Source organism: Niallia oryzisoli, assembly GCF_036670025.1.
GTDB lineage: Bacteria > Bacillota > Bacilli > Bacillales > Cytobacillaceae > Bacillus_BD > Bacillus_BD oryzisoli.
In genome coordinates this window covers 3,374,668-3,395,375 of record NZ_CP137640.1, presented here as the reverse complement: position 1 = coordinate 3,395,375, position 20,708 = coordinate 3,374,668, and the positions used below count along the sequence as shown (strand labels likewise).

Annotated in this window: 21 protein-coding genes, 1 pseudogene and 1 riboswitch; of the genes and pseudogenes, 17 read left to right on the top strand and 5 right to left on the bottom strand. The window is 37.1% G+C overall.

Annotated elements, in window-relative coordinates; translation table 11 throughout:
- Positions 1 to 6 precede the first annotated feature (6 nt).
- Positions 7 to 1,008 carry an ABC transporter substrate-binding protein gene (locus tag R4Z09_RS17125; protein ID WP_338447963.1) on the bottom strand — a complete coding sequence of 334 codons (1,002 nt, stop codon included), beginning with the start codon at positions 1,006 to 1,008 and terminating at the stop codon, positions 7 to 9.
- Positions 1,009 to 1,154: 146 nt separating this feature from the next.
- A riboswitch (TPP riboswitch) is annotated at positions 1,155 to 1,266 on the bottom strand.
- Positions 1,267 to 1,463: 197 nt separating this feature from the next.
- Between R4Z09_RS17125 and R4Z09_RS17120 the strand changes: the two genes are divergently transcribed.
- On the top strand, positions 1,464 to 2,051 hold the full coding sequence (locus tag R4Z09_RS17120; RefSeq protein ID WP_338447962.1) for a cell wall hydrolase: 588 nt from the start codon (positions 1,464 to 1,466) through the stop codon (positions 2,049 to 2,051).
- 183 nt (positions 2,052 to 2,234) lie between these two features.
- On the top strand, positions 2,235 to 3,815 hold the full coding sequence (locus R4Z09_RS17115) for a peptide chain release factor 3 (RefSeq protein WP_338447961.1): 1,581 nt from the start codon (positions 2,235 to 2,237) through the stop codon (positions 3,813 to 3,815).
- Between the two features lie 85 nt (positions 3,816 to 3,900).
- On the opposite strand, the gene R4Z09_RS17110 is transcribed toward R4Z09_RS17115, so the two are convergent.
- Complete coding sequence (locus R4Z09_RS17110) at positions 3,901 to 4,098, bottom strand: alpha/beta-type small acid-soluble spore protein (protein ID WP_338447960.1); 198 nt, start codon at positions 4,096 to 4,098, stop codon at positions 3,901 to 3,903.
- A 246-nt stretch (positions 4,099 to 4,344) separates the two neighbouring features.
- On the opposite strand from R4Z09_RS17110, the gene R4Z09_RS17105 reads away from it, so the two are divergent.
- From R4Z09_RS17105 to mntR, 12 genes and pseudogenes are all read left to right on the top strand, one after another.
- Positions 4,345 to 5,703 carry a TrkH family potassium uptake protein gene (locus R4Z09_RS17105; RefSeq protein ID WP_338447959.1) on the top strand — a complete coding sequence of 453 codons (1,359 nt, stop codon included), beginning with the start codon at positions 4,345 to 4,347 and terminating at the stop codon, positions 5,701 to 5,703.
- 183 nt (positions 5,704 to 5,886) lie between these two features.
- Positions 5,887 to 7,161 carry a S1C family serine protease gene (locus R4Z09_RS17100; protein ID WP_338447958.1) on the top strand — a complete coding sequence of 425 codons (1,275 nt, stop codon included), beginning with the start codon at positions 5,887 to 5,889 and terminating at the stop codon, positions 7,159 to 7,161.
- A 47-nt stretch (positions 7,162 to 7,208) separates the two neighbouring features.
- Positions 7,209 to 7,670, top strand: coding sequence for a hypothetical protein (locus tag R4Z09_RS17095; RefSeq protein ID WP_338447957.1), 462 nt, complete (start codon positions 7,209 to 7,211; stop codon positions 7,668 to 7,670).
- Between the two features lie 16 nt (positions 7,671 to 7,686).
- On the top strand, positions 7,687 to 8,358 hold the full coding sequence (locus R4Z09_RS17090) for a PspA/IM30 family protein (protein ID WP_338447956.1): 672 nt from the start codon (positions 7,687 to 7,689) through the stop codon (positions 8,356 to 8,358).
- A gap of 163 nt (positions 8,359 to 8,521) precedes the next feature.
- Positions 8,522 to 9,226 (top strand): response regulator transcription factor, encoded by a 705-nt coding sequence (locus R4Z09_RS17085; protein ID WP_338447955.1) that lies wholly within the window; start codon positions 8,522 to 8,524, stop codon positions 9,224 to 9,226.
- Positions 9,216 to 10,625 (top strand): HAMP domain-containing sensor histidine kinase, encoded by a 1,410-nt coding sequence (locus tag R4Z09_RS17080; RefSeq protein ID WP_338447954.1) that lies wholly within the window; start codon positions 9,216 to 9,218, stop codon positions 10,623 to 10,625. The genes R4Z09_RS17085 and R4Z09_RS17080 overlap by 11 nt, the downstream gene beginning before the upstream one ends.
- Before the next feature lie 168 nt (positions 10,626 to 10,793).
- Positions 10,794 to 11,306 (top strand): hypothetical protein, encoded by a 513-nt coding sequence (locus R4Z09_RS17075; protein WP_338447953.1) that lies wholly within the window; start codon positions 10,794 to 10,796, stop codon positions 11,304 to 11,306.
- Between the two features lie 5 nt (positions 11,307 to 11,311).
- On the top strand, positions 11,312 to 11,986 hold the full coding sequence (locus tag R4Z09_RS17070; RefSeq protein ID WP_338447952.1) for a PspA/IM30 family protein: 675 nt from the start codon (positions 11,312 to 11,314) through the stop codon (positions 11,984 to 11,986).
- Between the two features lie 181 nt (positions 11,987 to 12,167).
- Positions 12,168 to 12,311, top strand: a complete 144-nt coding sequence (locus tag R4Z09_RS17065) for a hypothetical protein (protein WP_338447951.1) — start codon at positions 12,168 to 12,170, stop codon at positions 12,309 to 12,311.
- The gene (locus R4Z09_RS17060) at positions 12,311 to 13,048 is read left to right on the top strand and encodes a peptidylprolyl isomerase (RefSeq protein WP_338447950.1); all 738 of its coding nucleotides are present in this window, start codon (positions 12,311 to 12,313) and stop codon (positions 13,046 to 13,048) included. The genes R4Z09_RS17065 and R4Z09_RS17060 overlap by 1 nt, the downstream gene beginning before the upstream one ends.
- Positions 13,049 to 13,568: 520 nt before the next feature.
- Positions 13,569 to 13,698 (top strand): annotated as a pseudogene (locus R4Z09_RS31115) (transporter); the annotation flags it as partial.
- Between the two features lie 422 nt (positions 13,699 to 14,120).
- The gene (gene mntR, locus R4Z09_RS17050) at positions 14,121 to 14,552 is read left to right on the top strand and encodes a transcriptional regulator MntR (protein ID WP_338447948.1); all 432 of its coding nucleotides are present in this window, start codon (positions 14,121 to 14,123) and stop codon (positions 14,550 to 14,552) included.
- Positions 14,553 to 14,617: 65 nt separating this feature from the next.
- Here the strand turns inward: mntR and R4Z09_RS17045 are convergent, their stop codons facing one another.
- Both R4Z09_RS17045 and R4Z09_RS17040 read right to left on the bottom strand, forming a co-directional pair.
- Complete coding sequence (locus R4Z09_RS17045; RefSeq protein WP_338447947.1) at positions 14,618 to 14,830, bottom strand: DUF3892 domain-containing protein; 213 nt, start codon at positions 14,828 to 14,830, stop codon at positions 14,618 to 14,620.
- 229 nt (positions 14,831 to 15,059) lie between these two features.
- A complete protein-coding gene (locus R4Z09_RS17040; RefSeq protein WP_338447946.1) occupies positions 15,060 to 16,400 on the bottom strand; it encodes a serine protease in 1,341 nt (446 codons plus the stop codon).
- Positions 16,401 to 16,652: 252 nt separating this feature from the next.
- Between R4Z09_RS17040 and R4Z09_RS17035 the strand changes: the two genes are divergently transcribed.
- The gene (locus tag R4Z09_RS17035; protein WP_338447945.1) at positions 16,653 to 17,354 is read left to right on the top strand and encodes an AIM24 family protein; all 702 of its coding nucleotides are present in this window, start codon (positions 16,653 to 16,655) and stop codon (positions 17,352 to 17,354) included.
- Positions 17,355 to 17,452: 98 nt separating this feature from the next.
- Here the strand turns inward: R4Z09_RS17035 and metA are convergent, their stop codons facing one another.
- Positions 17,453 to 18,361, bottom strand: a complete 909-nt coding sequence (metA, locus tag R4Z09_RS17030; RefSeq protein ID WP_338447944.1) for a homoserine O-acetyltransferase MetA — start codon at positions 18,359 to 18,361, stop codon at positions 17,453 to 17,455.
- Positions 18,362 to 18,491: 130 nt separating this feature from the next.
- On the opposite strand from metA, the gene R4Z09_RS17025 reads away from it, so the two are divergent.
- Positions 18,492 to 19,016 carry a hypothetical protein gene (locus tag R4Z09_RS17025; protein ID WP_338447943.1) on the top strand — a complete coding sequence of 175 codons (525 nt, stop codon included), beginning with the start codon at positions 18,492 to 18,494 and terminating at the stop codon, positions 19,014 to 19,016.
- A gap of 388 nt (positions 19,017 to 19,404) precedes the next feature.
- Entirely contained in the window at positions 19,405 to 20,664 is a 1,260-nt protein-coding gene (locus R4Z09_RS17020) for a coiled-coil domain-containing protein (protein ID WP_338447942.1), read from the top strand.
- Positions 20,665 to 20,708 lie beyond the last annotated feature (44 nt).

Here is a 20,708-nt window from a genome sequence, read left to right as displayed (position 1 = left end):
CTCTCCTTATTCTGGTAAAAATTCATTTGTGAATGCTTCATCAGCATTCAGCTGTTTTTCTAATAAGCCATTATCATACATCCAATTAGCGTAATTTTCCCAAACCTCGAGTTTTTGCTCACCCCAGCGGGAAGCGTCATCCTGATATCTTGGTGACAGCCATTCCTGACTCTTTTTCACTAGTTCTGCATCAAGATCAGGTGCAGCGGCAAGGAGTATATCGGCTGCTTTATCCGGGTGATCAATGGCATATTGGTAGCCTTTAGCTGCTGCTTTCATAAAGGCCTTAACAGTGTCGGGATTTTTGTTAATCATTTCTTCATTTGTTGCAAGTACAGGTGTATAGTAATCAAGTTTGTCGCTGTAATCAGTTAAATAAATCATATTAATCTTTTCACCGCGCAACTCAGCCTCAACACCGGTCCAGCCGTAGTAGATCCAGGCGAAATCGACATCCCGTTTGACAGCTGTAAAAAAGTCTGTATCTCCAATATTAATTATTGAAACATCCTCAGGGTTCGCATTTTCCTGCTTCATTAAAGAGGCAATAACAGATTCTTCAACAGGGGAGCCCCAACCCCCGTAAGCTTTGCCGGCAAAATCTTTTGGTGTTTTAATATTTTTTTCAGCAGGTGAAGCAAAGCCTGAAGTATTATGCTGGATTACAGCAGCAATCGAAACAATTGGAACATCCTGTATTCGGGCCTGGGTGATACTTTCCTGATAGCTGACGCCAAAATCTGCTTTACCAGAAGCGACAAGCTGATCTGCCCCCGATTCTCCCGGCATAATAATGTCAACATCAAGTCCTTCATCTTTAAAATAGCCTAGATCCTTTGCGGCATATAATCCTGTATGATTGGTGTTTGGTGTCCAATCAAGGACAAGCGTTACCTTTTTTAGATTTTCTTCCTTGTTATTCGTATCAGCGGACTTTTCGTCAGGCTTCTCAGTACTACAGCCTGCTGCAAAAAGAATCACGATAAGAATCATGAACCATTTCTTCACTTGAAATCCTCCTCTATAATGTATAACTGATTGATGAAAATTGCCTTAGAGCAGAATAAAGGATTAACCAGGGAGTGCTGTATCAAGTGGAAAATTTCAGAAAAAAAGCACTCGGTACTGGACCGGTGCATATTAAAACAATGGCATGATTGTCTAGAATATGTTTCCTCCACCGGTATTAACCAGATCAGGTTCAAAGGGTTAGCATCTATTCAGAATGCACTCTCAACCGGCTTTCCAGTTCCCCTACTATTCTTACCTATTCAATTAACTCTATCCAATTATAACAAATTTCGACAATTTGAAAAGAAAAATGGAATAATGATGAAAACTTTCTGGTTTAGATTACCATGGAAAATTATCGCTTACATTCCATGGTAATGATTGAGGTGTGGTTTTTGCTCATTAATCATGTTACGGTACTAAGGCAGAAGAAACGATAAGGAGGAGATAGGATGAAGAAAATATTCATCTTTACAGCTCTGTTCGCCATACTTCCGCTTTTTTTATACCCAGATGCTAAAACATTTGCAAAAACACTCGATAGTGTGGATATATATGAAGTAAAACAGGGCGATTCATTTTATGAAATTGGAATGGAACATGGCGTCTCAGAGCAAGAATTAAAGAAAGTAAATGATCAGACATCACTTGAAACAGGGGAAAAATTAATTGTTCCTGAATCGATTACAAACGAAGACAAAGATTTGTTAGCCCGGCTCGTAACGGCTGAAGCAAAAGGTGAACCATATGAAGGGAAAGTGGAGGTAGCAGCCGTTGTGTTAAATCGGGTTGAAAATGAACAGTATCCTGATACAATCAAAGAGGTTATTTATCAGGAACGGCAGTTTGAACCGGTTGAAAATGGGATGATCAATCAGCCAGCTACACCGGAAGCGAAACAAGCGGTGAATGAAGCACTGGTCGAACAGGGGCAGAATAGTGATTCACTAAATTTCTATAATCCAGATATTGTAAAAAGTAAGTGGCATGAATCTAAAACTGTCACAGCGGTTATTGGAAATCATGTGTTTACGAAATAACTCCGATTTTAAAGCGGGGTTATTTTTTATGTTATAGAATATCTTTACTTAACTATACGTATTTGTAAGGATGAGAAATAGCGATATACTAAATTTCTATTATTTTTTATTGCAAACTAGCGTCTATAGAGATAAGATTTTACTTATGAGAAAAATTTGAATGGAATAAAGTGAGGAATTTTCATGGCGAAAACATTTATAGATGAAGTGCAGTCACGCCGCACTTTTGCGATTATATCTCACCCGGATGCAGGGAAAACGACTTTAACGGAAAAGCTTTTGCTATTCGGAGGAGCCATTCGTGATGCCGGTACGGTTAAAGGAAAAAAAACAGGAAAATATGCTACAAGTGACTGGATGGAAATTGAAAAACAACGGGGAATCTCTGTTACATCCAGTGTTATGCAATTTGATTATAATGGTGCACGTGTTAATATTTTGGACACTCCCGGTCACCAGGATTTCAGTGAAGATACGTATCGAACTTTAATGGCTGTGGATAGTGCCGTGATGATTATTGATTCGGCAAAAGGGATTGAGGAACAAACATTAAAGCTTTTTAAAGTCTGCCGCTTAAGGGGGATTCCTATCTTTACCTTTATTAATAAATTGGATCGTGATGGCAGACCGCCGCTGGAATTATTAGCGGAGCTTGAAGAAGTAATGGGAATTGAATCCTATCCAATGAACTGGCCGATTGGGATGGGAAAAGAATTTTTAGGAATTTACGATCGTTACAATAATCGGATTGAGCAATTCCGTGTTGATGAATCTGAGCGCTTCCTTGATTTAAATGAAGCGGGAGAGATTGAGGGAGACCATTACATTAAGCAAAATGCTTTGTATGATCAAACGTTGGAAGAGATTCTTCTTTTGAATGAGGCTGGTAATGAATTTTCAAGTAAACGGATTGCGAATGGAGAATTAACACCTGTGTTTTTTGGAAGTGCTTTGACAAACTTTGGAGTTCAAACGTTTTTAGAAACATATCTACAATTTGCTCCTTCACCACAGCCAAGAGAATCAACAGCTGGAAAAATCGATCCACTTTCGGAAAATTTCTCTGGATTTATTTTTAAAATTCAAGCGAATATGAACCCTGCGCATCGGGACCGTATTGCATTCCTTCGTATCTGTTCAGGGAAATTCGAAAGAGGTATGACGGTCAATCTTCCAAGAACAGGAAAGCAAATTAAGCTGGCACAGTCAACCCAGTTTATGGCAGATGACCGCAGTACTGTTAATGAAGCAGTAAGTGGAGATATTATTGGTTTGTACGATACAGGCACGTACCAAATTGGTGATACATTAACATCAGGAAAGGATTCCTTCCAATACGAAAAACTGCCGCAATTTACACCAGAATTATTCGTTCGTGTAACAGCAAAGAACGTTATGAAGCAGAAGCATTTTCATAAAGGAATTGATCAATTGGTTCAAGAAGGTGCTATTCAGTTGTATAAAACGGTTAAATGGGAAGAAATTTTGCTTGGAGCGGTAGGCCAATTACAATTTGAAGTGTTTGAGCATCGAATGAAAAATGAATACAATGTAGATGTAGTATTGGAACGCCAAGGATCTAAGATTGCCCGTTGGATTGAAAATGAGAATATTGATGAATCTTTATCCAGCTCACGTAGTTTACTTGTAAACGATCGTTATGGTAATAAAGTATTTTTATTTGAAAATGATTTTGCATTAAGATGGTTTCAAGAGAAGAATCCGGATATTAAATTATATAACCCAATGGACACATCATCATAATAAGAGAAAAATCGAGCCAATAGATGTCGTTTATAAAAAAAGTCCGGTTTAGAGCCGGACTTTTTCGTTTTAATATGAAATTGAATTACTGATTTCTCCCTGATAATTGGGATTGTGCCTGTTGAACTAAACGTTTTGTAATCTCACCGCCAACTGATCCGTTCGCACGTGATACAGTATCAGAGCCTAAATGTACACCAAATTCCTGTGCAATTTCATATTTTACTTGGTCTAGGTATTGTTCTATACCAGGAACAAGCAGCTTATTACTGCTTCTAGACATACGTTTCAACCCCTTAAGGACTATATTTTTACATGCAGAGAAATTCTTCTCTGTATTAGTATTATGGATATAAGTATAGAAAACATAAGTGGAAATGTTTTCGCACAAAATAGAAGAACAACTTATCAAGTTTGTTAGACGAATAACAAGAGTGAAAAATGTCTTTGACGAAATTTCTCTTAGTCCTTTTAAAAGCGGATAATATTCTTTAAGATAGGATTAGTTACTAGCGAAAGGATTTCTGACATGTGGAAAAAGCTTAAATATAGCCTTGATAATATTACACCCGCGCGAGCTATTATAACTTTCTATTTTATAGCCGTAACAGTTTCAGTATTATTACTTCGAATACCAGCTGTACATAAAGAAGGAGTGGAAGTTTCATTACTCGATACCATTTTTACTGCCATTAGCTCTGTAAGCGTAACTGGTTTATCGGTTCTAAATATTGCCGATACGTATAGTACATTTGGCATTTTTGTCCTTATGTTCGTGTTCCAGTTCGGTGGAATTGGTGTCATGTCCCTTGGAACATTTTTTTATTTGATATTAGGGAAGAAAATTGGTTTACGGGGCAGGCAGTTAATCATGATTGACCATAATCAGCCGAATTTAGCTGGACTTGTTTCCCTTATTCGAGAGATCATTAAAATCATATTATTGATTGAATTTGTCGGTGCTGTCATACTTGGTTTGCATTTTCTCCATTATTACCCAAATCCAGCAGATGCCTTCTTACATGGGTTATTTGCATCCATTAGTGCTACGACAAATGCTGGCTTAGATATTACAGGTGCATCGCTCAAGCCTTATGCAAATGATTATTTTGTACAATTAATTACCGTTATCCTGATTACACTCGGTGCCATTGGTTTTCCGGTGTTAATTGAATTTAAGAACTATCTATTTCGAAAAGAGTCAATCCAGCTGCCCTTTCGCTTTTCTCTTTTTACCAAAATCACAACGATAACCTTTGCGGCATTGCTTTTCTTTGGAACGCTCATCATTATTATTCTCGAATTTAATCATTATTTTAAGGATATGGTTTGGCACAAAGCCTTTTTCTATGCCTTTTTTCAATCTGCTTCAACAAGAAGCGGCGGTTTGAGCACAATGGATATCAGTGATTTTTCAGAGCCGACATTGCTGATGGTTAGTTTGCTTATGTTTATTGGTGCGTCACCAAGCTCTGTTGGGGGTGGCATCCGGACAACAACATTAGCTCTTATCATTCTGTTTTTATTCCATTTTGCCCGTGGGAAGCGTAATATCAAGATCTTTAAAAGAGAAATCCATGAGGATGATATAACAAAGGCATTGGCAGTTACAATTCTTGCAGTTATTATCTGTTTTTCCGCTGTCCTTTTATTAGTGATTACAGAGGATCATTCACTGTTAAGCATTATTTTTGAAGTAAGTTCTGCATTTGGGACAACCGGCTTGTCAATGGGAATTACTCCAGATTTATCAACCTTTGGAAAATGGGTGATCATGATTCTGATGTTTATTGGCAGAATTGGTTTGGTATCCTTTTTATTATTGCTGCGGGGGAAAGAACAGGATGTAAATTATCATTATCCGAAGGAAAGAATCATCATCGGGTAAAAGTAAAAGCGAAAAACGAGCAGGCTCAACAGCCTGCTCGTTTTTCGCTTTTTTTCATCATTATTCTCTCTCTAGTAAAAGTTTGTTAATAATTTGGTCATATTTTCAACTTATGATGAAATCAAGCAATAAACCAGTCATTATTCTTTCATACGATAATCGACTGATAAGGAGGAAATTAACATGGACTATAATAATCATCACATACAGAGTCCAATGGAAAAAGAGTTGAAACAGCAAAAAACGGGAAAGTCAAGATTAAAGGGTTTTATGAATACTCTTGCAGGTGGCATTATTGGATCTGTACTTACGATCACAATCATTCCACACACAAATTATATTGAGGATATGTATTCAACGGTTGAGAAGCAGGTATCGCAATTTTCTCAAGAAGCAGTTAATAATGTTTCTTCATCAAAAGCTGTTACTGTACAGAAGACTGCAGCATCAAAAAACACTGCTTCATCTTCTACATCTATTGCAGATATGGTAGAAGAGGCGTCAAAGTCGATCGTTGGTATCGTCAATATGCAGACACAAGTGCAAAACTTTCGTTCTCCTAATGGGACAAACAATAGCTCGGATGCAGTAGCAAGCGGTTCGGGCACCGGGGTTATTTATAAAATTGATGATAGCAATGCCTTTATTGTAACAAATAATCATGTGATAGAAGGTGCTGAAGAGATTGAGATTACAGTGCATGGGGGGGAGAAAACAACTGCAGAATTAATTGGGACAGATCCGCTGACAGACATAGCGGTGTTAAAAATCAATGCTAAATATGCAGAAAAAGCATTGGCATTTGGAGATTCAAGTACGTTAAGAGCAGGTGATACAGTACTTGCCATTGGAAACCCCCTTGGTTTAGATTTATCCAATACGGTGACACAAGGGATTGTCAGTGCTGTGGACAGGACAGTTTCTGTACCAACGTCTGCAGGAAATTGGGATTTAAATGTAATCCAAACAGACGCAGCCATCAATCCAGGGAATAGCGGGGGTGCTTTAGTCAATACGTCGGGGCAGGTTATCGGGATGAATAGTTTGAAAATTGCAGAAGATGGAGTGGAAGGACTAGGGTTTGCGATTCCAAGTAATGATCTTGTCCCGATTATCAATGAAATTATGGAAAAGGGTCAGGTCGAACGTCCATATATCGGTGTTGGCCTAGCAAGTCTTGAAGAAGTTCCGCAAATGTATACGCAAAACCTTTCGAATAATGTAGAAGGCGGTGCAATGGTCACAAGTATTGATCCTGCCTCAGCGGCAGCAAAAGCAGGACTTCAAATACAGGATGTAATCGTTTCAATTAATGGTTCGAAAGTAACGAATCCAAATGAATTAAGAAAATATTTATATAGTAAGTTGGAAGTTGGGGATAAAGTGTCATTAGACGTATATCGTGGCATTAAGAATTTGACCATCGAACTAACCCTGACTAGCAGCGGATCTAATTAAGTATATCTACAGAAAGTACTTCTTTCATTGAAAGGAGGTGATAATTTTTGAGGAGGCTATTGAGTTGGATTTTCATTCCAACCGCCATTGCGATCGCTTTTATATTGGGATATAAGACTGCAACTTGGTTACCTATGGCAGACAGCTGGTTTAATACTTTTCCATACAGTGAAAAGTGGCAAATATTCAGTTATTACATTGATTTAGGAACATCGATTGCTAGGTTGATTGGAAAAATCATTCTTATTCTAATTGGTCTATACCTGTGGAAACAATCAAAACATATTGGTAAATGGGTGGGGGCAGGTCTTTTCTTGACTGTAAGCTTATCATTTTTACCGGGTATCTTTGCCGTACTAATGATCATTTTCGCCGCGTTTATCGGATATGCATTTCATAAAATAAATCGTAAAAAACGAATACAGAAAAATACAAGTGACTCCATTTTAATTGAGGATCAGAAAAATTATGCTGCTATCCTGGATGAATGGAAAAACACAGTTCGCTAAGAAGGAGAATAAAATAATGGGAATTTTCAAAAGAATGAAGGATATTGCTTCAGCAGATATGCATAATCGTTTAGACAAAATTGAGGATCCAATCAGAATGATGAAACAATACTTAAGTGAATTAGAAAAAGAAATTCAAAAAGGTAAAAACTCTTTGTCACAGCAATTATTCGTTGTGAAAAAATATGAAGCTTTAATCGTAGAAACAAACGAAACCATTGAAAAAAGAGCGAGTCAGGCGGAGCTTGCCATTAGTCAAAATGAAGAGGATATGGCGAAAATGTTTCTTGAAGAAAAGATTAATCAAGAGAATAAATTAGCACTCTATCAAACTCAATTAGATACAGTAAAAAAACAAACGGAAGTTTTAATAGAGCAGCTGGAACGGCTTCAGGAAAAATATCAAGAGTTAACGAACCGTAAATTAACACTTATTTCAAGAGCTGCGGCTGCACAAGCTTCTTATCAGTTCGATCAATCGATTATTCCACTAAATCCTGAAAACGCCTTAAAAGGATTTTCTCGTGCAGAAGATAAGATCCTCGAGATGGAAGCTAATGCTTCTGCCAGTCATTATTTTATAAAATCATCATCCGTAGATAATAGCAAAAAATTACCTCATTTAGTTGATGCCCAGGTTGAAGCAGAGTTAGCAAAACTTAAAGAAGGTATAGCCAAACAGGTCTGATTTTTGGAATGGAAATCTCATAAAAAAGGGAGCATTAGTTGCTTCCTTTTTTGCCGTTCAAAGTCAGAAACAGGAAATAATAGAGAAGATAGTTGATTAATCATGAATTTCGATTTAAGTTTGTTACATAGAAAATATTTGTGCGGTTTAGGAGATGGAGTAGATGAAAATATTAGTTATTGAAGATAATGAAAGTGTTGCATCGATGTTAGAGATGTTTTTTATAAAAGAAGGCATTGAAGGGGAGTTTATTGCGGATGGGTTAGAAGGCTATAATCGTTATAAATCTGGTGAATGGGATGCATTAATCATTGATTGGATGCTTCCAGGTATGGACGGAATGACGATATGCCGCAAGATTAGGGAAGAGAAAAGTTCGGTACCTATCATTATGCTGACAGCGAAAGACAGCGAATCAGATCAGGTTCTCGGACTTGAAATGGGGGCAGATGATTATGTGACAAAGCCCTTCAGCCCATTGACATTAATGGCGCGAATAAAAGCTGTGACTCGCCGTTATCGATCCAATCATCTAGATTCGGTAGATACTGGTACGTTAAGAACAAAGCATTTTCAAATTAATAAGGATACAAGAGAGGTTTTTCTTAATGGAGAGTCCGTTCCCAACTTAACACCGAAGGAATTTGATCTTTTGTATTATTTTGCTCAGCATCCGAAACAGGTTTTTTCAAGAGAGCAGCTGCTCGAGCATGTATGGGGCTATGAATTTTATGGAGATGAACGAACGGTGGACGTGCATATTAAAAGGCTGCGAAAAAAAGTTGGTACACCGAACCAACCATTTTTTCATACCGTTTGGGGGGTAGGATATAAGTTTGACGAGGTCGTAACCGCCAATGAAAATTAAGTATATTTACCAGCAAATCATCAGTCATATTAGTATTCTTGTTGTCGCTTTCCTTGTTTTAAGTATATTGTTTACGCACTATGTTGAAACACTTATCTATACGAATAAAGCTGATGAATTAACGGAGTATGGTGAAAATATCATCTATGACCTCCAGCGGAGCCGGGATGGCGGGGAGCAGGTATTAGATGAATATAATCATGTATTAAGCGGCAGGAACATACAATATATGATTTTTGATGAAAGCCGTAGAATTGTGTATCCAACCGGCGGCCGGATTCTTTTGAAAGATGAAGAATGGAATAAAATACAGGCAGGGCAGACCGTTACCGTAAAACAAGAAAGGAACCGATTCGAACAAGCCGTTACGTTCGTACTGTTACCGTATATTCAACATGGTACATTTATTGGCGGCATCTTGCTGACTTCTCCGATCAGCGGCTCGAGAGAAATGATTTCACAAATTAATCAATACTTATGGTACGCCGTATTAGCTGCACTTATTGTAGCCATCATCCTCAGCTGGGTGCTGTCAAAAGTTCATGTGAACCGGATTAAGCGGCTTCAAGAAGCAACGTCTTTGGTTTCGGCAGGAGATTACAGTATCAAACTGCCTGCATCTAATTTTGATGAAATTGGTGAACTGGCAGAGGATTTCAATGAGATGGTACAAAAACTGAATGAATCAAATGAAGAGATTGAAAGTCTGGAAAATAGACGCCGTCAATTTATGGCGGATGTTTCCCATGAGCTTCGTACTCCCTTAACGACGATTAACGGTGTCATTCAAGGATTAAAAAATAATATGATACCGGATGAAGAGAGAGAAAAAAGTATAAGATTAGTCAGTAAGGAAACCAATCGTTTAATCCGGCTAGTGAATGAAAATCTTGACTATGAAAAGATTCGATCCAACCAAGTGAAACTGAACAAAACCCAAATAGAGCTAGTCGAAGTGCTAGAGATTATTAAAGATCAATTAGACATTATAGCTGAGAAAAAACAGAATGAAATAGTAGTCGAAGTTGAAGAGAATGTGATGATTTATGCAGATTATGATCGGCTTATTCAAATTCTGATTAATATTACAAAGAACAGCATTCAATTCACTGATCACGGTATCATTACATTGCGAGGCCTTAACGGTTATCAAGAAACAATGATTGAAATTGAGGATACCGGAATTGGAATTGATCCAGAGGATGTAGAAAATATTTGGCGCCGGTTTTATAAAGCAGATCTGTCAAGAACGACCAATCCTTACGGTGAATTTGGACTTGGGCTATCTATTGTGAAAAAACTTGTTCAGCTCCACAATGGAGAGATTAACGTTGTTAGTGAAAAAGGAAAGGGAACAAAATTCATCATTCGGTTTCCTATTAATCATTTGAAAAAGTAATTAAATGAGTTTTAAAAAAACTGCATGAACATCCATGCAGTTTTTTTGTTGTCCTTTAAATGACTAGATTTAGTACTGAAATATTCCACTGCTATTAAAACTTTGTTAATAATTTCGTCATATCTTCTCATTATGATTAAGACAAGCTTAATCAAGGAGGTGATTAAATTGAATAAAGCAATGAAGTCTGTGTTGTATTTTCTTCCTATCTTACTTCTTATGGTGTTAATTGGTTTTAGTGGCGAGCATAGTGCAGCTGCCCATTCCCTTTATTCGGGTGGACATTTTCACCGTGAAGTATTTGGTCCAGTGCACGCTTCCCAATATATAATCGTACAGCAAGCTACTCCTTTTATGGGGTTGGGATGGCTGGTTTCCATATGCAAAATACTATTAATTACAGTAGGAGGATTGATGTTGGGATTAATAAAAAACAAGAATCTAAAATTGGCAGGTGCCATCCTTCTTTCACTTGGTATTCTTTGGCTGCTGCCTGATATTCTTGCCATACCTATTATCATCGTAATCTTCTACTTGACTTATAAAAAATTAAAATCTGAAACTTCAATTGCAGAAGAATTCACTCTTGAAGAAATAGCTGCTGACCGTTATTATTCTAGTCTGAATTATTCAAAGGATTACCTTGATGAGTGGGAAAAGACAATTCGTAAGGAGGATTAATAAAAATGGGAATATATAAAAGAATAAAAGATATTGCCTCAGCTGACATAAATGATGTGCTTGATAAATTAGAAGATCCAATCAGCATGCTTAAGCAATATTTGCGTGAGCTTCAAAATGATATTGATAAAGCACATGAGGCATTAGCAAAACAGCTTTATATCGAACATAAATATGAAAAAATGATAGAAGAAACGGTACAGATCATCGTAAAAAGGAATCGCCAAACAGAGCTTGCCGTTGAAAAGAACGAGGACGATATCGCGAAGCTGGCGATTGCAGACCGAATCAAACACGAAGAAAAACTACTTGTTTATCAGCAACAGTATGCATCCATTCAAAATCAAACTCAAATGTTTTGTGAGCAGCTGGAAAAATTAAAAGAAAAATACGAAGAACTGCAAAATAGGAAGCTGGTTCTCATTTCACGAGCAAACGCGGCGAAGATTTCAAGTGAAATTGGAAAAACACTGATGACAAATACACCTAAAAAAGCGGCAAGAGGATTTGCCAGAATGGAAGACCGCATTCTACAATATGAGGCAAGGGCTCAAGCAAGTATGCATCTAGCTAATACATCACTTCTAGCACCATTAAATAATCTGGATAAAATGTTCAATGACGAAGTAGATAAAGAACTTGAAAGAGTGAAACAACAAAAAGCCGACGTAATGAAATAAAGATAATGATTCATTCAGCTATGGTAAATGGGGAACACACCGGATTTACCATAGCTATTTTGTTTAGCAAATGATAGTTGCTTTTAACAGCCCATTCAAAACTTGTTAATAAATTGTTCATATTTTATCGATAAGATAGGTACAAGATTATGGATCAAAGAATACATGGAGGTTATTTGTTTTGAGGAAATTACAAAATAAAAAATCATTATTAGCTATTGCCGGTGTGGCAGTGGTTGTTTTAATTGTTGTCATTGGGATAGCTTTTTCCAAAAAAGAAGTGGTTGCCAGTGTTGAAGGGAACCCAATTACAAAAGAGATGTAATGGTAAAACAATACGGAACAAACACGATCAGCTATTTAATTGATAACAAAATTGTTGAACATGAGGCTGAAAAGAAAAGTATAACGATATCGGATAAAGAAAAAGATGAGGAAATGCAAACGTATATAGAAGCTAACGGAGGAGAAGAACAATTTAATTCAGCTTTGGAGCAATCAGGTGTTACAAAAGCTGATATTGAGTCTGAAATCGTCAATTATCTAAGGATCGTTAAGCTTCTAGAATCAAAGATTGAGATTACTGACAAAGAAATTGAAAGTTATTTTGAAGAGAACAAAGAATCATACAATCAGCCGGAGCAGGTTGAAGCAAGTCATATTCTCGTTGAAGATGAAGTCACTGCCAATGTAGTAAAAGAAAAGCTTGCAGCAGGAGAGGATTTTGCTGCATTAGCGAAGGAATATTCAACAGACACTTCGAATGCAGAAAATGGAGGCGAGCTTGGATACTTTTCAAAAGGTGAAATGGCACCTGAATTTGAAGAAGCAGCCTTTTCGATGAATAAAGGGGACATTAGCGACCCTGTTCAAACAGACTATGGATTTCATATTATAAAAGTGACTGATAAAAAAGCAGCAAAAGAAGCGGAATTAAAGGATTATAAAGATGAAATTAAGCAAACATTATTTGATCAAGAGCTTCAAACAGAGTACAGTACATGGATTACTGAAAAAAGAGAAAAACTTGACATCAAAAATACATTATCAAATGAGGAGTAAAACAAGTTAGAGAGAAGTTTTATCTTTTCTCTAATTTTTCATGTTTTGTTCATCATTTTTTCATACTTTCTGGGCAATCTATCATCTGTAAATAAATATAAAGCTTAGGAGGATTTTACAGATGAAAGGGCTATTGATGTTTTTTGTATTGGCATTAGGGTTAATGATTGGATTTCATCATACTGATGCAATGGAGCTAAGTGAAGGTGCACATATCAACGATAAAGCAAACCATAGAGATAGACTTAAGCATAATACTGAGTTTATTAAAAAACGTGCAGAAGAACTAGGAATCAGTACAGAGGGTAAAGATATAGAAACAATCGTAAAGGAGATTAAGGCGGTCTACTTAGTAAAACAAGCTAAAGCATTAGGAATCGATACAAATGGAAAAGATACAGACACTTTGGCCAAGGAAGTTAAGGAAGTTTTTATCAAAAAGAAAGCCAAAGAACTAGGGATTGCGACAGAAGGAAAGGAGCTTCAGCAGTTAGCACAGGAAGTAAGAGAAACAGCGATAAAGAATAAAGCGAAGGAACTCGGAATTGAAATAGAAGGGAAGGAGCTTTCAGACCTGTCCCGTGAAGTACATGAAACTTCCATCAAAAAGGAAGCGGGGGAATTGGGTATTTCAATCGAAGGGAAAAAGCTTCATCAAATTGCTCATGAGGTTAGGGAAAAAAGAATACTTGATGGCGCAAAACAGTTAGGAATAGAGACAAAAGGGAAAACAACACATGAAATTGTAGAAGAAATCTTCACAAACCATCGTGAAGAAGCAGTAAAGCTAAAATTATTCCCTTTCCATGAAGAACGTTTTTTAAAGCTTGATGAGAATTAAAATAAGTATTGTGTCAAGGAGTACTAAGTAATGCACTGGGGTGTTTTTATAAGGTAAACATTTTTGCTCTAGACCAACAATTTGGAATTGTTCTTGTTTCCCTTCCACTTCTATAGTAATATTTATAGTAGAATGAACCGCTTATGGGTTATGAAGTGAATTGCATCTGCTTCACACGGATGACCGCAAATTTTCGTTGAAGTTTTGGTTCTTATTTGGAGGGGAAAATTGTTGCCGACACCTAGTATGGAAGATTATATAGAACAGATTTATCTATTAATAGAAGAAAAAGGTTATGCACGAGTATCTGATATTGCTGAGAATTTATCAGTGCATCCCTCTTCCGTAACAAAAATGGTCCAGAAGCTGGATAAAGATAAATATCTTGTTTATGAAAAATACAGAGGATTAAGTCTGACATCTAAAGGAAAGAAAGTTGGCCAGCGTTTAGTCTATCGTCATGAGCTTCTCGAACAATTTTTACGTGTTATTGGTGTTAAAGAAGAAACAATTTATGAGGATGTAGAGGGAATTGAACATCACTTAAGCTGGGAATCTATTGACCGCATCGTTGATCTGGTCCAATATTTTGATGAAGATGAAAAACGAATCGAAGAATTAAGGAAAATTCAATCAAAAAATGAAGAACATCAACAGCAGTAACATAAAAAAATCCACCTTAAAAAATTAGGGTGGATTTTTTACTATTAAGATAAGGCAGTCATGATTTAAAATAATGGATATTCATCAAAAGAACTGATCATGCCGGGAGTAAGGTAGCTGCTTCCATCATGACCTTCTTTAATATTTACTCCATCAATCATTCCTTCTTCCACTTCCTGTAATGCTTTTCGATAGGAGATCACTCTACCTGTCGACGTTTGGAAACTAATAATTTCACCAAAATAATTACGCTGAATCGCCACTAATTGTTCAACCATGATACTCCTCCAGTCCATTTTGTTTTTCCATTACATTATGTTGGTCAAAAGATCTGTTAATCATTCACAAAAGGATAAAGAGCAGTGAAACCTATTTATATTACAAATACTCGTCCTGTGACCTGCTTATTCCTAATGGGAGGATTTTATCGATAAATAATTTCTTTTCACTATTAAAAACGTCCCAAGAAGAAAGCAAGGACTCGGGACGTTTAATGGCTATACAATCTTATTCTTTTTCCTTTTCTTCATCCTGCTGTTTTTTCAGAGCAAGAAGGACATCTTCCATATCAATCTTCCCATCCCGGTTTAAGTCAGGGATGTTATCAGTGGATACGGTTGGACCGGCTGCTACAGCAGTTGATTTTGGTTTAAGGACAAAGGTAAAAATCATTAGAAAAATTATGACGAGTGCCAACACGCCATCAATAATATAGAATAATAATTTATAGTCGGACCAAAGAATTTTACTATCCCCGGCTTTTTTCTCTGCATTCGTAATATATTGCTTGATTTCTGAATGATTAGGGTAGATTCTTTGAACGGCCTCAAACTTTTCTAATGCATCTTTGTAATAGCCGCCCCAATATAGTTCTAAACCTTCTTTAAAGAGTTTGTTAGTAGAGCTGCTTGTGTTTTTAGCTCCTGCCTGATTGACAAATTCTTTCACGGTATTAACAGGGACAGCAAAATTAAATCCTTGTACTTCAGGACCAAAAGTTAATAAACCGATGATTTCTCCTTTTTCATTAATAACTGGTCCGCCGCTGTTACCGTGTGTTGCGGCAGCATCGATTTGAATGACAGGGCTTCCGCCTTGCTCAAGCGCTTTGGAAGTAGCTGTGATTTGACCGCCATTCATAGAGGATTCTAAAGCCGAGTCAGGTGAAAGAAGTTCCGAATCAGCTGCACCGGGGTAACCGATGACCCAGATATTATTTTGGTCCTCGATCGTTTCTGAATCGCCAAGCGGTAAAGTTGGGAGATTTTTTCCTTCAATTTTAAGGACTGCGACGTCTTTCCCTTCATTAAATGGTGCACCATAGCTTTTGACTTCACCATCCAGAATATCCCCGCCAGGTAAAACCACTTTTTGTACTTTCGTTACCGTTGTGTACTCGAGGAAATTCCATAAATATTCATAGGCAATACTATAATCCTCTTGATAATAGTCTGCTACAATTGCTGCCAATTGCTCTAATCCTGCTGTTGCAATATCGACGTCTTCCATCTGGGAGGTCTCTACAACATGTGCATTAGTAACAACGTATCCGTTCGGACTGATAATTGCACCAGAACCGGAGCCGCCGACAATCGTTTGATAATTTAACTGCTGCAGAATAGCATCTACTTCAAGACCAACATCCGTGTAATAATCATAAAACTGCCAATCTACAATAGCATAATCAATAATCCGAACCACTGCCGGTTTTGAATATTCAGATAATTTTTGGGCTTGAGAAATCTTTGAAGTGTCAGGCTTAATATTAAATAAAAAGAAGGATGTTACGATTACTGCAATAAGCAAAATACTGATTGGTACAGTAATAAAGGCTCTTTTTTTCATCATGCTCACCTCTTATGGATGATAATGGGCACTAATAATCAAATTTAATATATTCAAGAAAATTAATAAATAAATTTTGTACACTTAAATAAATAAGCCGTGAGCAGACGAGGGAAACAGGTGATGAATGTAATGATTGGGGAATCGGGTTAATAAAAGGAATTAGAACAACGGCAAAGAATATATAATGATGAGAAACGACATAAGGATCCTGCAAGAATGATTTGAAAATACTTCGTGAAAGGATGATACACGATGGAAAGATATTCAATTCAGGAATTTGTCACAGAAACAAAACAACAGGATAAGGGTGAAGGTCTATTTGAATTGGAAACTCAAAGGCTGTTAGAAATTAATTTGACGGATAAAATCTGGACAAAAGCGGGTGCTATGGTTTCTTATCGCGGAAATATTAAATTTGAAAGAGAAGGTGTCTTTGAGCACGGGTTAGGGAAAATGTTTAAAAAAACACTGACCGGTGAAGGAACTTCATTGATGAAAGCAACTGGAACCGGAAAATTATATGTAGCTGATCAAGGAAAGAAAATATCGATTCTGCAATTAAACGGAGAATCGATATTCGTCAATGGAAATGATCTATTGGCTTTTGAGCCAACCATTGATTGGGATATTAAATTGATGAAGAAAATAGCTGGGATGCTGTCGGGCGGTTTATTTAATGTAAAGTTAGAGGGAGAGGGCTTGGTTGCCATCACTTCCCATTACGAACCGCTTACCTTACTGGTTACCCCTGACAATCCCGTTTTTACAGACCCAAATGCAACGGTAGCCTGGTCTGGAAATCTGCAGACTGAATTTGTTACAGATATTTCCTTTAAAACATTTATTGGCCGGGGAAGCGGTGAATCGATTCAAATGAAATTTTCGGGGAATGGCTTTGTTGTTATTCAACCGTTTGAAGAAGTTTATTTAAAGCAGACTAATTCAATGGGATAAACTATATTTAATTAATAAAAAACCCTTGATTCGTTTTTCTTACGAATTCAAGGGTTCATTGTATTATTTTAAATAGAACTCAAAAGCTTCTTACCTTTTCAATTCCACTCATATGGTGTTGCTTGATATACATAGTAATTAAGCCAGTTTGAAAATAATAGATGGGCATGGGAACGCCAGCGATTTAACGGCTGATTTTCAGGGTTATCATCCGGAAAATAATTTTCTGGTAGTTTTACGTCAATTCCCCGGCTGCAATCACGGCTGTATTCCTCCGCTAACGTTTGGGCATCGTATTCCAAATGGCCAGTAACCATAATTTGTTTACCGCCATTAGCACACATAATAAATGGCCCTGCTTCTGGTGAGGAGGACAATATTTTAATCTCAGGACAGTTTTCTAAATCCTCTAGAGCAACATCCGTATATCTTGAATGTGGAGCAAGGAACACATCATCAAAACCGCGGAGTAATTTTTCGGAATGATCATTGATGATATGCGAATAGATTCCTGAACATTTTTCTGGAAGTTCAAATTTGTCGATATCAAAATGGTAAAATAAGGCGGCTTGGGCTCCCCAGCATATATGTAAGGTGGATGTCACATTGGTTTTCGTCCACTTCATAATTTTGATTAGCTCATCCCAGTATTCGACATTTTCAAATGGCATCATTTCAACAGGGGCACCAGTAATAATCATACCGTCAAATTTACGTTCTTTAATGTTAGCAAATGTAGTGTAGAACTGTTCTAAATGCATTGGGCTCGTATTTTTCGATTCATACGTTGCCGTTTTGAGAAAGGAAATATTAACTTGCAGAGGCGTATTTCCAAGCAGCCTGAGCAATTGTGTTTCCGTTTTTTCTTTTTCTGGCATTAAGTTCAAAATCACTATATTTAAAGGACGGATATCTTGTTGGCTTGCTCGCTCGTCATCCATGATAAAAATATTTTCATTTTCAAGTATTTCCCGCGCTGGTAATCGTTTTGGTAGCTTTATAGGCAAGGAATCATCCCTCTTTTCCTTTTTTTCAATAAATTCATTATAATAACCTTTAACAATTGTCGCAATCTTAATTAATCAAGTAAAGTGAAATTTAATAATAATCTTATTAATAAATAAACGGGGGGATTTCATGTTTGACCCAACTGCTTTCGAAAATATGAGAATCGTAATGGAAGGTAACTTTTATGATAAGGATTTAAATGGAGAAATGGTCATTGTCGATCGGAATGACTGCATCAACACAGCTAAGTTATCCCGGACATATGACCTTTCCTTCCATTTGTCTCGGGCCGATCCTTTAGTGACATGCAGGTTTTCTTTAAAAGCAAATATAGAAAACTTAACAGCAGAGCTTTTGCCCTCCATTCAATCAAACAAGTATGCAGGATGCATGGTAACCATTGAATTTATATTTGAACAAACATTTGATGGGTTAAAGGTAAATGAAATAGAAACAATTTTAAAGCAAATATGGGGCGAGAAAAGAATGATTACGCTGACCTACAGTTATAAACCTCTTTTACCCGGACAAAAAGGGAGTTATCAAGCACAAATTTCTTTTGACCGCATGATTACAGAAGACCAGATCGATGATTTAATCGTTATGACAGATTACATGCTTCAGACACTCGAAAGGTTAGAGGAGGTCTTGTAAAAATAGGTTTATATGGGTTCCAATTTACTCTGAATCCATAGAAAATATTACGGTTTGCTTGAAAGTAAACTCAGGTTCATGTAACTATTATTACAAAATATTGACAGAGAAAGGCTTAATCATAATAGATTAAGCCTTTTGAATTTTACTAACAATGTCGAAAAAGGTAGAAATTGAAATATAATTGTAATATTTCTATTACAAAACTGACAAGATAGGATGCTATACTAGCACTGTTATAAAAAATAGACTCTGAGATTCATTAGATAACTATGAAATGGAAGCGTTAAATCTTTTATACATAAGTTTTGTACATAAAATACAAGATTGTAAACGAGTCATACATAATTACTTAAAGGTTTGGCTGCAGAGCGCAGGGAGGATTTTCGTGTTGAAAACAAAATTTGTTACCCTCAGTACTACTTTTATGCTTGGAATGGGAAGTATATTAGCCGTGCCGGCAGTAAAGGCAGATACAATTGATAGTATTAAAACCGAGATTTCTGAAGCGCAAAATGATTTAAGCAGTATTCAAGCACAAAAAGCGGATTTAGAAGCTCAAATTGCTCGAATGGAACAAGCAATAAAGGATAATTCGATTAAAATTGAAGAAGCAAATACCCAGATGGCTGAAACACAGGCGGAAATTGATCGATTAAATAGTGAGATTACTGCAGTTGAAGAACGAATTGCCAGCCGTGCTGAAATTTTAAAGGAACGTGCTGTGTCCTTCCAAGAAAACGGAGGTCAAATAAACTATTTAGAAGTGATTCTTGGTTCTAAGACTTTCGGTGATTTTATTGATCGTATTGGTGCAGTTGTAACTATTGTTGAAGCTGATCAGGGCATCATTCAGGATCATGAAAATGATAAAAAAGAATTAGAAGAGAAGCAGGCTTCAGTAGAGAAAAAGTTGGCTGATCTGACGAATCTTAAGACCGAGCTTGAAGGAATGCAAATGCAAGCCGCAGAGCAAAAGAGTCAAAATGAATCATTAAAGGCACAGCTAGACTCGCAAGCGAGTGATAAATTAGCAGATATTGCTAACTATCAGCAGCAGATTGCAGAATTGCAAGCAGCCGCTCAAGCTGCAGCTCAAGCAGCAGCCGCTCAAGCTGCAGCTCAAGCAGCAGCCGCTCAAGCTGCAGCTCAAGCAGCAGCTGCTCAAGCTGTTTCGACTAGCAGCAGTGTTGCCAGTAATAAGGCTGGTTCAAGCGCTCCAGTGGATACAAGCAGTTCAACACCTGTCAATGCATCCGGCAGTATTTCTACTGTAATAAATGCCGGATATAAATATATTGGGAATTCCGTCTATGTCTTTGGTGGCGGAAGAAATGCATCAGATATTGCGAATGGACGTTTTGACTGTTCAGGATTTGTTGCTTGGGCGTTTGGACAGGCTGGTGTAAAGGTAGGTGCCAGCACAGAAGTATTGAAAAACACAGGTACACGCGTATCTGCTAGTGAAATGCGTCCCGGCGATATGGTATTCTTTAATACTTATAAAACAGACGGTCATGTCGGAATTTATATTGGCGGCGGGAAATTCATCGGTTCCCAAAGCTCCACTGGTGTCGCGATTGCTAACATGTCAAGTGGTTACTGGGCGCAAACCTTTAATGGACGTGTAATGAGAGTAATGAATTAATAGAATGACAGAAAAAAGCAGGAGTGTTTACTCCTGCTTTTTGT

Bases quoted from the DNA above. Each gene is read 5' to 3' on its own strand.
- R4Z09_RS17110 (WP_338447960.1), bottom strand. From the start codon at position 4,098: ATGTCTAGAAGCAGTAATAAGCTGCTTGTTCCTGGTATAGAACAATAC.
- R4Z09_RS17090 (WP_338447956.1), top strand. From the start codon at position 7,687: ATGGGAATTTTCAAAAGAATGAAGGATATTGCTTCAGCAGATATGCAT.
- R4Z09_RS17100 (WP_338447958.1), top strand. From the start codon at position 5,887: ATGGACTATAATAATCATCACATACAGAGTCCAATGGAAAAAGAGTTG.
- R4Z09_RS17105 (WP_338447959.1), top strand. From the start codon at position 4,345: ATGTGGAAAAAGCTTAAATATAGCCTTGATAATATTACACCCGCGCGA.
- R4Z09_RS17080 (WP_338447954.1), top strand. From the start codon at position 9,216: ATGAAAATTAAGTATATTTACCAGCAAATCATCAGTCATATTAGTATT.
- R4Z09_RS17085 (WP_338447955.1), top strand. From the start codon at position 8,522: ATGAAAATATTAGTTATTGAAGATAATGAAAGTGTTGCATCGATGTTA.
- R4Z09_RS17060 (WP_338447950.1), top strand. From the start codon at position 12,311: ATGGTAAAACAATACGGAACAAACACGATCAGCTATTTAATTGATAAC.
- R4Z09_RS17120 (WP_338447962.1), top strand. From the start codon at position 1,464: ATGAAGAAAATATTCATCTTTACAGCTCTGTTCGCCATACTTCCGCTT.
- R4Z09_RS17045 (WP_338447947.1), bottom strand. From the start codon at position 14,830: ATGGTTGAACAATTAGTGGCGATTCAGCGTAATTATTTTGGTGAAATT.
- R4Z09_RS17035 (WP_338447945.1), top strand. From the start codon at position 16,653: ATGGAAAGATATTCAATTCAGGAATTTGTCACAGAAACAAAACAACAG.
- R4Z09_RS17115 (WP_338447961.1), top strand. From the start codon at position 2,235: ATGGCGAAAACATTTATAGATGAAGTGCAGTCACGCCGCACTTTTGCG.
- R4Z09_RS17025 (WP_338447943.1), top strand. From the start codon at position 18,492: ATGTTTGACCCAACTGCTTTCGAAAATATGAGAATCGTAATGGAAGGT.
- R4Z09_RS17070 (WP_338447952.1), top strand. From the start codon at position 11,312: ATGGGAATATATAAAAGAATAAAAGATATTGCCTCAGCTGACATAAAT.
- R4Z09_RS17040 (WP_338447946.1), bottom strand. From the start codon at position 16,400: ATGATGAAAAAAAGAGCCTTTATTACTGTACCAATCAGTATTTTGCTT.